Here is an 11,335-nt window from a genome sequence, read left to right as displayed (position 1 = left end):
ACATGACCACGCCCCTCGTCGAGATGCGCGAGATCTCGATCGCCTTCGGCGGCATCAAGGCGGTCGACCGGGCGAGCGTCGACCTGCATGCCGGCGAGGTCGTCGGCCTGCTCGGCCATAACGGCGCCGGCAAGTCGACGCTGATCAAGATCCTGTCGGGAGCCTATCGCGCCGATGCCGGCGAGATCAGGATCGCTGGCGAGCCTGTTGCGATCTCCTCGCCGCGCGACGCCAAGCGCCACGGCATCGAGACGATCTACCAGACGCTCGCTCTCGCCGACAATGTCGACGCCGCCGCCAACATCTTCCTCGGCCGCGAGCTCCTGACCGCCTGGGGCACGCTCGACGACAGTGCGATGGAAGCCGAGACGCGCCAGGTGATGGGCCGGCTCAACCCGCATTTCCGTCGATTCAAGGAGCCGGTGAAGGCGCTCTCCGGCGGCCAGCGCCAGTCGGTCGCGATCGCTCGCGCGATCTATTTCAACGCCCGCGTGCTGATCATGGACGAGCCGACCGCGGCGCTCGGGCCGGCCGAGACCAAGCAGGTCGCCGACCTCATCCTCGAATTGAAGAAGCAGGGCATCGGCATCTTCCTGATCAGCCACGATTTGCACGATGTCTTCGACCTCGCCGACCGCGTCAGCGTGATGAAGAACGGCAAGGTGGTCGGCACCGCCCACGTCCGCGACGTCACCCAGGACGAGGTACTGGGGATGATCATCTCGGGCAAATGCCCGCCCGGCGCGGTGGCCGGGCCGGGCGCTCTGCGGAGCTAGCAGCGCTGGCGAACGGACGGGACGCGCCTCAGCGCAAACCGTCCTCGCCCTTGGCCTCGGCATGGGTGAGCCCGCCGACGCGCGGCAGCGGCCGGCCGCCGCTGGTCAGGGCGACGGCGACAACGATCTCGCCGGCGCGCGGGGCGTCGGGGATGCGGACTTCCATGCCGTCGAAATGGCTGCGGACATAGGCGGCCGCCTTGTGGCCGAGCGGCACGTCGAGGACGACGCCGAGCGAGCTGCGCTTCTTCGAGGACGGAATCAGCGCCGGTGCCTTGCCCAGCAGCTTGCGCAGCGGCGCACCGAGCTTGGGATGCAGGATCGCGGCGGCGTGCTCCAGCTCGCCATCCTCGCCGACGGCAGCGGCCTTGCCATAGCCCTGGACCGCCTCGCCCTCGATGCCGAGCGCGGCGAGCGCATGGCGGCCGAGCAGGTCGCCGAGCTCCTCGCCGATGTCGATCAGCTCGGAGAGATCGTCCTGATATTTGCCGGCGAAGGGATTGGCGATGACGGCGACGGCAGCGGCGCGCTTGATCGGCGGCGATACGGGCCGGCCGAGCTCGCTATGGGTCTCGTCGAGGATGGTGACGATCTTGCGGACCTTCGCTTTCATCGCAGGCCGTCCTCGCCCTTGATCTCGCTCGCCTTGAGGCCGCCGACACGGGCATGGATGCGCGGCCCGGTCGTCATCACCAGCGCGAACAGCAGTTCGTCGGCCTTGGGCGCATCGGTGATGCCGATCTCGAAGGCGTCGAAATGGCTGCGGACATAAGACGCGTTGACATGGGTGACGGGGATGTCGAGGCGCGTGCCGGGGCCACCGACCTTCTTGGTCGAGGGCACGATCGCCTTGGCGTCGCCCAGCAGTTCGCGCATCGCGTAGCCGCCCGGCACATGCCAGAGCGCGCCGTGCTCCAATTCGCCGGCAGCGCCGACGATGGCGCCCTTGCCATAACCCTGGATCGCCCTGGCATCGCCGCCCATCGCCGCGAGCAGGCGCTGCGCCATGGCGAGGCCGAAGGGCTTGAGATCGTCCATGAAGCCCTGGATGTCCTCGACATAGCGGCCGGCATAGGGGTTGGCGATCACTGCCAGCGCTGCACCGCGCTTCAGCGGCACCGCGGCGGCCGGGCCGCCCTCGTGATGGATTTCCTCGACGGTCACGGCGTATTTTCGCACAGCGATCTCAGGCACGGGCCAGTCTCCTCTCAGGCTTTTCTTGAACGATCATAGGGCTGGCGAGCGTGCGGCTCACGCCCTGAAGATGCATGGCGGCCGAGACGATCAGGCCTGCGGCGCGCAGACGCTCAGCCTCGGCGAGGCCGCCAGCGACCGCGATTTCGATTTCGTCCGTAGCAAGCGGGCCGACATCGCGGGTCACCAGCCGCTCGCCGAGATCACTGTCGCTCTGGATGGTATTGGCTGGCAGGCGCTCGACCGCGGGATGACCGGGCAGGTCGATCGCATTGGCGATCACGGTCGCGGCGGCGTCGGCCATCGCCGCAGTGGGCGCCAGCACCGTCACCGCTTCGGCGATGCCCAGCGAGAAGCTGCGGCCGGGATAGCCAGATGTCGCGATGCCGGCGACGCCGTCCTCAGGCCGGATCGTCGCGGTGGCGAAGAACTCCGGCCGGTCGGGCCGCTTCACCAGCCCGATGCGGAACTGCTCGCCAGCAGACAGATGCAGGGCGATGTCGCCGCCATTATTGACATAGGCGCGCTGCAGCGGCGCGGCCTGGCACATCACGCCCAGGATCTCCTGCGCCACCGAGCCGGCGACGGCGGCCATCGGCGTGATGAAGCTGCTGGCAGCAAAGGGCGCCACAGCAGCATGCATGCGCCGGGCGACGGGACCGAGCGGCGGCGGGCTCGTCCGGCTCACCGCCGTGCGCAGCAGGTTGAGCTCGTCGCAGAGCTCGGCGAGCAACCCGTCGAAACGCAGAACCGCTGCCTCATGCGCGGCCTTGATCGCGCTTTGCTCGCCAACGGCCTCGATGACGAGATCGATCGGCCCCTGCTGCAGGAGCAGGCGCCTGCCATCCGGCAGAATCCGCGCGGAGGGCTTCTCCCACATCGTCCTAGCCGAGCGAGCGGCGCGGCTGCTCCGGCGCCAGCGGCCAGGGATTGTCCGGGCGCTGCGGCAGGCGCAGGCGGCTGCCGCCCTTGAGCGAAGCCAGCGGCTGGATCGCGTCCATATGGCCGCCAAGCGCCTCGTAGTCGCTCAGGCTCATGGTGAATTCGAGCGGCGCGACCAGAGCCGGCGTCGGCACATAGCCGAAGGCGTTCTCGGGCAGGCGGGTGACGTCGACCATGAAGGTGATGCCGCCGCCCGGCCAGATATACACAGGGGCTCCCCCACAAGTGACATAAGTCAGCGCGTCCTTGACCGAGCGGGTCAGGCGGACCGGGTTCTCGGTGACGCCGGCGCGCAGCGAGCCGCCGGCGCCGCCGATGAAGAGGACTGTCGAGAGCGCCGGCTCGCAATTCTCGGCGATGCGCTCGACCGGCTCGACCAGCGGCTGCGGCATCTGCATCTCGACCGGGGCGAGGTTCTCGTCGAGCTCGTAATAGGCGGCGTGCTCGCCGGTGGTCGAGACCATCAGCAGGCGCAGGCCGGGATAGGCGACCTTGGGATCGAAGGGTCCGAGAATGGTGAGGGGGTCGCTGATATTGGTGCCGCCCCAGCCGGTGCCGGGCTGCGCGACCTGGAAATAGCGGCCGGGCGTCGAGCGCCGGCCCTTCATCTTGATGCCGGTGCCGGCCATGCCGAGCAACTTGCCCGCCTGGTGCTCGGAGAGCACGCCGGTGATGTGGTCGTCGACGACCACGACCTCGTCGACCTTGCCGTGCCATTGCTTGGCGAAGATGCCGATCGTCGCCGAGCCGCAGCCGACGCGCATCCGGCTTTCCTGGATGCCATTGACGATCGGCGGCTTGCCGGCCTGGACGATCACCGTCTCGCCCTCGTCGATGGTGAGCTCGACCGCCTTGCCGTTGCTGAGCTGCAGCAGCGCGTCGCAGGTGACACGGCCCTCCTTCTTCGAGCCGCCGGTGAGATGGTGGACGCCGCCGAGCGAGAGCATCTGCGAGCCGTATTCGCCGGTGGTGACGTGGCCGATCGCCTCGCCCTCGACACGCACGGTCGCCTGCTCCGGCCCGAGGAAGCGGTCGGTGTCGATCTTCACCTTGACGCCGCAATAGCTGAAGATGCCCTCGGTCACGACGGTGACCATGTCGACGCCGTCGACTTCAGAGGAGACGATGAACGGGGCGGGCTTGTAGTCGGGATAGGTGGTCCCGGCGCCGATCGCGGTGATGAAGGTGCCCTGCTGGTGGACGATCTCGCCGTCCCACTCGCGGCTACCGGCAAAGGGAACAACCTCGCCGCCATGCTCCAGCGTGCGTTCGAGAACGATATGCGGTTCCATCCGCACCAGCTCGCCGTCGACATTGCCGTAGCGATCGCAGGCGCCGACGGCGCCCGGCTTGATGAAGCACATCACCGGGCAGGCATCGCAGCGGATCTTGTCGTCCGCGACCGGGCTCGCTTCGTCCAGCGCCATGCTTGATCCTCCCGCAGAGCGGGTCTTAAGGATTTTGTTTGTGTACAAACGATACTGGCGCGCCTCTTAGAGCAAGTCAAGACAGCGGCGCGGCGCGGAATGGCGGGCCATCCTACGCCGGAGTTCAGGATTGGCCCACGGCCTCAGCCGTCATGGCCGAGCTCACGCGGATTTGTCGCTGAAAAGGAGATGCAGCCACCCAATCTTGCATACAAGATTATTTATGGTGCTTCTGAGCCGGATATATACCCAGCGGAGATGACCTCCAGATGACGCGATCGATGGTTGCAAGCACGGCTTCGATGGCGCATTGACAGCCAAATTTTCCCGCTGCTATTGTTTGTATACAAATGTGTTTGAAGCGGCAGCGCCGCGGGAGAGAGGGCCCTTCCATGTATGACGTCTTCGCCACGGACCGCCTGATCGACCACTGGCTTGTCGAGGACATCGGCGCTTGCGACCTTACCGTCCAGGTGATGATCGAACCGGGCGAGACCGGCAAGTTCCACATGAACGCCCGCGAGCCGATGATCGTCGCCGGCGTCGAGGTCGCCGCCCGCGTATTCAAGCGCTACGATCCCGACCTCAAGGTGACCCTGCGCGTCAAGGACGGCGACAAGGTCGAGAAGGGCGCGATCCTGGTCGAGATCGAGGGCTCGGCCCGCAGCGTGCTCACCGCCGAGCGCACCGCGCTCAACATCGCCCAGCGCCTCTCCGGCATCGCCAACGAGACCGCCCGCTACGCCGCGGCCATGGCCGGCAGCAAGGCGCGCCTGATCGACACTCGCAAGACTACGCCCGGCCTGCGCATGATGGAAAAGCACGCCGTGACCTGCGGCGGCGGCCTCAACCACCGCCTCGGCCTCGATAACGGCGTGATGATCAAGGACAACCACATCGCCGTCTGCGGCAGCATCACCGCCGCCGTCGAGCGCGCCCGCAAGAAGCTGCCGGTGCTGACCAAGCTCGAGGTCGAATGCGACCGGCTCGAGCAGGTCGAGGAGGCCGCCCAGGCCGGCGCCGACGTGATCATGCTCGACAACATGTCGGTCGCCGATATGACCAAGGCTGTCGAACTAATCGCCGGCCGCGCCAAGGTCGAGGCCTCCGGCGGCATCAACATCGACACGATCGGCCCGATCTCCCGGACCGGCGTCGACTACATCTCGACCAGCAAGATCACCCAGTCGGCGCCGGCGGTGGATATCGGCCTCGACGAAGCCTGAGCAATCAATGCGGCAAGGTACCTTCTTCCTCGTCGTCGGCCCGAGCGGGGCCGGCAAGGACTCGCTGATCGACGGCGCCCGCACCTTGCTGGAGCCGACGGGACGCTATGTCTTCGCGCGGCGCGTCGTCACCCGCCCCTCCGGCTCGCCGGGCGAGGACCATGAGGCGGCGACGGACGAGGCCTTCGACGCACGCGAGGCCAAAGGCGATTTCCTGATCACCTGGGGCGCCCACGGCCTGCGCTACGGCCTGCCGGCCGAACTGAAGCGCCTGGTCGAGGCCGGGCGCAACGTCATCGCCAATGGCTCGCGCGCCACGATCGCGGCGCTCGCCGCCCGCCTGCCGCGCTTCGTCGTGGTCGAGGTCACGGCGCCGCCCGAGGTGCTCGCCGCCCGTATCGCCGGGCGCGGGCGCGAGAGCGGCGAAGCGATCGAGAAGCGCCTGTCGCGCACGGTCGAGCCGCGCCCGGAAGGGGTCAGGGCGGCGACGATCTGCAACGACCAGAGCGTCGAGATCGGCATCGAACGCTTCGTCGCCGCGGTCGAGGCCGCCGCCAACACGATGCGCCTGCGCCGGCTGCCGCTGTTCGCGGGACGAGCGCATTGCGCCTATCTCCCGGCCAAGGGCGAGATCGTCAACGGCTTCGACTATCTCGGACCGGGACGGCTCGAGATTTCCGGGGTCGGTGCCAGCATCCGCTCGAACGTACAGGTCGTCGATTCACCTGCGCTGCTCGGCGGCGACGAAATCGGCCTCTCGGCCGAGGCCTTCGACGAGCTCGGCCTAGTCGAGGGCAGCGAGGTCACGATCAGGCGCACACCCTCGCCGGAAAGCCGGGCGGCGCTGACCCGCAAGATCCAAGGCGGCGAGCTCACCGAAGAGCAGTACCACACGCTGATCCGCGACATCGTCGAAGCGCGCTATCCCGATGGCGAGGTCGCGGCCTTCCTGGTCGCGGCGACGCAGAAGCTCTCCGACGACGAGGTCATCGCGCTGGCGCGGGTGCGGACTCGCTTCGCGCAGAAGATCACCTGGCCCGACAAGATCGTCGTCGACAAGCATTCGATGGGCGGCATCCCCGGCAGCCGGATCACGCTGATCGTCGTGCCGATCGTCGCGGCACATGGCGCCTTCCTGATGCCGAAGACCTCATCGCGCGCGATCACCTCGGCGGCGGGCACGGCCGATGCGATGGAGGCGCTCGCCCGCGTCGAGCTCAACCCGGCCGAGCTGCGCGCCTGCGTGGAAAAGGCGCGTGGCTCGATCGCCTGGAACGGGAGGCTCAACCATTCCGTCGTCGACGACGTGATGAACGCGATCACGCGGCCGCTCGGCATCGATTCAAACCGCTGGTCGGTCGCCTCGATCCTGTCGAAGAAGCTCACGGCCGGCTCGACCCATGTCATCGTCGACCTGCCCTATGGCCCGCGCGCCAAACTGAGGAGCGAGGCGGAAGCCGCCGAGCTGGCGCAATTGTTCGAGACGGTCGGCGCCGGGCTCGGCCTCGTCGTCAACGCCTTCCCGACCGATGGCAGCCGGCCGATCGGGCGCGGCATCGGCCCGGCGCTGGAATGCCGCGATGTCGACTGGGTTCTCGACAACGACCCGCAGGCGCCGGCCGACCTGGTCGAGAAGGCGCTGTTCTTCGCCAGCCGCATCCTGGCCTGGGACCCGGCGCTCGGCTCGGTCGCGGCCGGGCGAGAGCGGGCTGAAGGATTGCTGCGCTCCGGCGCGGCGCGCGCGGCCTTCGAGCGGATCATCGATGCGCAGGGGCGGCGCGAGCCGCCGGTGGCGCCGGGCTTGCTGGTCCATACCGTGCGCTCGCCCAAGGCCGGCACGGTCAGCGAGATCGATGGCTGGGCGGTCGCCGGAATCGCAAGGCGGGCCGGCGCGCCGTTCGACAAGGCTGCGGGCATAGATCTGCGCCGCCATGTCGGCGACAGCGTCGCGGTCGGTGATCCGCTCTTCGCCATCCACGCCAGCGCCTCGAGCGATCTCGACGAGGCCAGGGCGATGGCGGACAGCTGCGATTGCTATGTGATCGGGTAGCGGCGACGCCTCAGCGCAGCTGCTTCAGCAGCGCGATCAGCGTCGCCCGCTGGTTGGTCGCGAGCGGGGCCAGCGTCACCTTGGTCACTGTCTCCGCCTTGGGCAGGAGCTCGCGGGTGTAGTCGACGCCGGCCGGGCTGAGCTCGACGATGAGGCGGCGACCATCCTCCGGATCGGGCTTGGTCTGGACCAGCTTGCGCTTGAGCAGGCGGTCGACCACGCCCTTGATCGTGGCGGCGTCCATGGCGGTCTGGCGTCCCAGCAGGTTCTGCGAGGAACCGCCATCCTGATAGAGCCGCGCCAGCACCGCCCATTGCGTCGGCGTCAAGTCGTTGCCCATGATCTCGTTGAAGATCGAGACGTGGCGCTGCGCTGCCTGGCGCATGATGAAGCCGACCTGCTCGGTGAGGTCATAAGCCTCTTCAGCAGGCTCGGGCGTCTCCGCCGCAGTGCTCGGTCGCGCCATCGCTGATCCTCGTTCGTATACGAACGATATTCCTAGCGCGCTTTCCTGGCGATCGGAACCGGCTAGACCGCCGAGAATCACGCTTCGTCCACCATGTTAGCGAAGCAGGTCCTCAGACTGTCGTCCAGCATCCCTCGCGGAAACTTCGGGCGGAAGCCTCGACCGTGCGTTCGATGCGCAGGCCGGCTTCGAAGTCGAGGAGATGTGCCGGCTCGCCGGCAATCGCGCGCAGCAGTTCGCGGCATTCGATGATCTTGAGCTCGTTGAAGCCGAGGCCATGGCCGGGCGCCGGGATGAAGCGGCCATAGGGCTCATGCGCCGGCGCAGTCAGGATGCGGCGGAAGCCCTGGACGTCGCCGGCGCCCTCGGCGGTGTAGAGCTCGATCTCGTTCATCCGCTCCTGGTCATAGGCGATCGTGCCCTTCGCACCGAAGACCTGCAGCGCGATGCGCCCCTTGCGACCCCAGGCCGAGCGGTTGAGGGCGACGAGCCCGGACGCGCCGGACGACAGGCGCAGCAGCAGCGTGGCGATGTCGTGGGTCTCGACCGCACGCGTACCGCCGCTCGCGAGCGGGCGCTCGGCATAGGGCTTCGCCATATCGGCCATAACGGCTTCGACCTCGCCGATCAGCACCTTGATCAGCGAGAAAGCGTGCACGCCGAAATCGTCGAGCGCGCCATGGCCAGACGCCGCCTCGCTCTTCCAGGAGAACAGCGCGCCGGCATCGGCCATGAAGTCCTCGTCCATCTCGACGCGGACATGATTGACCGGCCCGATCGTGCCCTCCGCGCTCAGGCGCTGCGCCAGCCGGATCGCCGGGTTCTGGATGTAGTTGTAGCCGAGGGCCGCAACCGTGCCGGCCGCCTTCGCCGCGGCCAGCATCGCCTGCGCATCGCCGAAGCTGGTCGCCATCGGCTTCTCGCACCAGACATGCTTGCCGGCCTTCAGCGCCGCGATCGCCATCTCGGCATGGAAGGCGTTCGGCGTGGTGATCGAGACGACGTCGACATCGGGATGGGCGATGAGCGCCTGCCAGTCGGCGGTCCACTCGGTAAAGCCGAATTCGCCGGCCCGCTGCGCCGCCAGGGCCTCGTCGACCTCGCAGAGCATGGCGAGCTTGGGACGGGGCACATCGCCAAAGACCGGTGCGACGGCGTTCCAGGCCAAGGCGTGGCATTTGCCCATATAGCCGGTGCCGATCAGGCCGACGCCGAGCGCGCGCATGAGCAATCTCCGTAACGAGGACGAGGGAGTGGATGTGCTTCGGGCGTCAGACCGTGCCGCCGAGTTCCTCGGAGACCGCCTGCAATTCCTTGCCGCCGGCCATCAGGTTCTGCAGCTCGTCCATGGCGATGCCGGACTTGGCGTAGGTGCCGAGCGTCTTGCCGCGATTGAGCACGGTGAAGCGATCGCCGACGGCATAGGCGTGGCGGACGTTGTGGGTGATGAAGATCACGCCGAGGCCCTTGGCGCGCACGAGATTGATGTATTTCAGCACCATCGAGGTCTGGGCGACGCCGAGCGCCGAGGTCGGCTCGTCGAGGATCAGCACCTTGGCGCCGAAATAGACGGCGCGGGCGATGGCGACGCATTGCCGCTCGCCGCCCGACAGCGTCCCGACCGCCTGATGCGGATCGCGGATGTCGATGCCGATCCTGTGCATCTCGTCGCGGGTCACCGCATGGGCGAGGTCGAAATCGATCCATTTCAGCGGGCCGAAGCCGCGGATCGGCTCGCGGCCCATGAAGAAGTTCCGCGTGATCGACATCAGCGGGATCATCGCCAGATCCTGGTAGACGGTGGCAATGCCGGCATCGAGCGCGTCGCGTGGGCTGGAGAAGGCGACCGGCCGGCCCTCGACCAGGAACTCGCCCGAGCTCGGCTTGTGGCAGCCCGAGAGCGTCTTGATCAGCGTCGACTTGCCGGCACCATTGTCGCCGAGCAGGCAGAGCACCTCACCGGCGGAGACCTTGAGCGAGACGCCCGAGAGCGCGATCACCGAGCCGAAATGCTTGACGATGTCGCGGACCTCGATGAGCGGGGCCTGTTCCGGAGCTGTCGTCATCTCAGCGCTCCCCTGTCGCCTTGCGGCGGATGAAATTGTTGAAGAGAACGGCGAGCAGCAGCATCCCGCCGAGGAAGACCTGGAACCAGTCGCTGTCGAAGCTGGTGTAGGTCAGGCCGATCGAGACCATGCCGAAGATGATCGCGCCGAAGAAGGCGCCGATCGCCGAGCCATAGCCGCCGGTGAGCAGGCAGCCGCCTATCACGGCGGCGATGATCGCCTCGAACTCCTTCTGGAAGCCGCGGCGCGCATCGGTCGAGCCGGCATCGAGCACGGTCAGGATGGCGACGAGGGTGGCGGCGCAGGCGGTCAGCACGAACAAAGTCGTCTTGACCATGTTCACAGGCACGCCGGAATTGCGGGCCGCGTTGGGATCGCCGCCGGCGGCGAAGATCCAATTGCCGAAGCGGGTGCGCAAGAGGACATAGGTCGCGAGCGCGGCGATGGCGAGGAACCAGAGCACCCCGACGGGGACGCCGGTCACGGTCGGCGTGCCGTTCGGGAACTTGGCGATCAGGTTGGCCTGCGCCAGCCAGGCGAACAGCCCCTCCAGCGCCTGGCCGGAAAAGAGCTCGCGCACCACGCCTGCGCCTGCCTTGTCGCCGATCCCGCGCAACTGCGTCGAGCCGCCCGTCGCCCATTTCAGCCCGACCAGCGAGAGCCCGCGCAGGATGAAGAGGAAAGCGAGGGTGACGATGAAGGAGGGCAGGCGCGTCCTGATGACGATCTGGCCGTTCACCGCGCCCATCAGCCCGGCGAAGACGAAGGTCGCGACGATCGCCGCCAGCAGGGGCAGGTCGCCGACGACAACCAGCGCGCCGAAGACGAGGCCGGAAAAGGCGATCATCGAACCGATCGAGAGGTCGAACTCGCCGCCGATCATCAAAAGCGCCGCCGCGATGGCGAGGATGCCGAGCTGCGAGGCCGGCGAGAGCACGGTCATGACCCCGGCGAGGGTGAACATCGCCGGATTGGCGGTGAGGCCAAAGAAGACGGTGACCAAGACGAGGCCGGCGACCGCGCCAAGCTCGGGCCGACGCATCAGCCGGGCGATCAGCGAGACACGGCGCAGGCGCTCGTCGCGGGCCTCTGCGGCCGGGTCAGTGGGACGGGACGCACCCGCGGCGAGATCGGCGGTCGACGTCGTCATGGCGCGCACCTTCAGCTTCTGAACCGTCCGGGGAGGAA

The 11,335-nt window shown here is 67.8% G+C and carries 11 protein-coding genes; 3 read left to right on the top strand and 8 right to left on the bottom strand.

What is annotated here, in order from left to right; genetic code table 11:
• Window positions 1-2: 2 nt before the first annotated feature.
• Entirely contained in the window at window positions 3-776 is a 774-nt protein-coding gene (locus ACQKLX_RS05490) for an ATP-binding cassette domain-containing protein (protein ID WP_427360210.1), read from the top strand.
• A 28-nt stretch (window positions 777-804) separates the two neighbouring features.
• Here the strand turns inward: ACQKLX_RS05490 and ACQKLX_RS05485 are convergent, their stop codons facing one another.
• The 4 genes from ACQKLX_RS05485 to ACQKLX_RS05470 are packed head-to-tail and all read right to left on the bottom strand — an operon-like array spanning window position 805 to window position 4,339.
• Window positions 805-1,389, bottom strand: a complete 585-nt coding sequence (locus tag ACQKLX_RS05485) for an amino acid synthesis family protein (protein ID WP_427360208.1) — start codon at window positions 1,387-1,389, stop codon at window positions 805-807.
• On the bottom strand, window positions 1,386-1,970 hold the full coding sequence (locus tag ACQKLX_RS05480) for an amino acid synthesis family protein (protein ID WP_427360207.1): 585 nt from the start codon (window positions 1,968-1,970) through the stop codon (window positions 1,386-1,388). The genes ACQKLX_RS05485 and ACQKLX_RS05480 overlap by 4 nt, the downstream gene beginning before the upstream one ends.
• Window positions 1,963-2,850 (bottom strand): UPF0280 family protein, encoded by an 888-nt coding sequence (locus tag ACQKLX_RS05475; protein ID WP_427360205.1) that lies wholly within the window; start codon window positions 2,848-2,850, stop codon window positions 1,963-1,965. The genes ACQKLX_RS05480 and ACQKLX_RS05475 overlap by 8 nt, the downstream gene beginning before the upstream one ends.
• 4 nt (window positions 2,851-2,854) lie before the next feature.
• Window positions 2,855-4,339 carry a 6-hydroxynicotinate reductase gene (locus ACQKLX_RS05470; protein WP_427360203.1) on the bottom strand — a complete coding sequence of 495 codons (1,485 nt, stop codon included), beginning with the start codon at window positions 4,337-4,339 and terminating at the stop codon, window positions 2,855-2,857.
• Window positions 4,340-4,731: 392 nt separating this feature from the next.
• Here ACQKLX_RS05470 and nadC point away from each other — a divergent pair, with 392 nt between their 5' ends.
• Entirely contained in the window at window positions 4,732-5,565 is an 834-nt protein-coding gene (gene nadC, locus ACQKLX_RS05465) for a carboxylating nicotinate-nucleotide diphosphorylase (protein ID WP_427360202.1), read from the top strand.
• A 7-nt stretch (window positions 5,566-5,572) separates the two neighbouring features.
• On the top strand, window positions 5,573-7,615 hold the full coding sequence (phnN, locus tag ACQKLX_RS05460; RefSeq protein WP_427360201.1) for a phosphonate metabolism protein/1,5-bisphosphokinase (PRPP-forming) PhnN: 2,043 nt from the start codon (window positions 5,573-5,575) through the stop codon (window positions 7,613-7,615).
• A gap of 10 nt (window positions 7,616-7,625) precedes the next feature.
• Here phnN and ACQKLX_RS05455 read toward each other — a convergent pair whose 3' ends face one another.
• The 4 genes from ACQKLX_RS05455 to ACQKLX_RS05440 form a co-directional block, all read right to left on the bottom strand.
• The gene (locus ACQKLX_RS05455; protein ID WP_427360199.1) at window positions 7,626-8,081 is read right to left on the bottom strand and encodes a MarR family winged helix-turn-helix transcriptional regulator; all 456 of its coding nucleotides are present in this window, start codon (window positions 8,079-8,081) and stop codon (window positions 7,626-7,628) included.
• A gap of 112 nt (window positions 8,082-8,193) precedes the next feature.
• Window positions 8,194-9,306: a Gfo/Idh/MocA family protein gene (locus ACQKLX_RS05450; RefSeq protein ID WP_427360197.1), complete on the bottom strand. Its 1,113-nt coding sequence runs from the start codon at window positions 9,304-9,306 to the stop codon at window positions 8,194-8,196.
• 46 nt (window positions 9,307-9,352) lie between these two features.
• A complete protein-coding gene (locus ACQKLX_RS05445; RefSeq protein ID WP_110491983.1) occupies window positions 9,353-10,147 on the bottom strand; it encodes an ATP-binding cassette domain-containing protein in 795 nt (264 codons plus the stop codon).
• Window position 10,148: 1 nt separating this feature from the next.
• A complete protein-coding gene (locus tag ACQKLX_RS05440; RefSeq protein WP_427360195.1) occupies window positions 10,149-11,297 on the bottom strand; it encodes an ABC transporter permease in 1,149 nt (382 codons plus the stop codon).
• Between the last annotated feature and the right edge of the window lie 38 nt (window positions 11,298-11,335).

Source organism: Allobosea sp. NPDC003192 (assembly GCF_050275675.1).
Classification (GTDB): Bacteria; Pseudomonadota; Alphaproteobacteria; order Rhizobiales; family Beijerinckiaceae; genus Allobosea.
Note: the sequence above shows the minus strand (reverse complement) of the source record. Positions and strands in the feature narration are given on the sequence as shown.

Bases quoted from the DNA above. Each gene is read 5' to 3' on its own strand.
- ACQKLX_RS05490 (WP_427360210.1), top strand. From the start codon at position 3: ATGACCACGCCCCTCGTCGAGATGCGCGAGATCTCGATCGCCTTCGGC.
- ACQKLX_RS05485 (WP_427360208.1), bottom strand. From the start codon at position 1,389: ATGAAAGCGAAGGTCCGCAAGATCGTCACCATCCTCGACGAGACCCAT.
- ACQKLX_RS05475 (WP_427360205.1), bottom strand. From the start codon at position 2,850: ATGTGGGAGAAGCCCTCCGCGCGGATTCTGCCGGATGGCAGGCGCCTG.
- ACQKLX_RS05470 (WP_427360203.1), bottom strand. From the start codon at position 4,339: ATGGCGCTGGACGAAGCGAGCCCGGTCGCGGACGACAAGATCCGCTGC.
- nadC (WP_427360202.1), top strand. From the start codon at position 4,732: ATGTATGACGTCTTCGCCACGGACCGCCTGATCGACCACTGGCTTGTC.
- phnN (WP_427360201.1), top strand. From the start codon at position 5,573: ATGCGGCAAGGTACCTTCTTCCTCGTCGTCGGCCCGAGCGGGGCCGGC.
- ACQKLX_RS05455 (WP_427360199.1), bottom strand. From the start codon at position 8,081: ATGGCGCGACCGAGCACTGCGGCGGAGACGCCCGAGCCTGCTGAAGAG.
- ACQKLX_RS05450 (WP_427360197.1), bottom strand. From the start codon at position 9,306: ATGCGCGCGCTCGGCGTCGGCCTGATCGGCACCGGCTATATGGGCAAA.
- ACQKLX_RS05445 (WP_110491983.1), bottom strand. From the start codon at position 10,147: ATGACGACAGCTCCGGAACAGGCCCCGCTCATCGAGGTCCGCGACATC.
- ACQKLX_RS05440 (WP_427360195.1), bottom strand. From the start codon at position 11,297: ATGACGACGTCGACCGCCGATCTCGCCGCGGGTGCGTCCCGTCCCACT.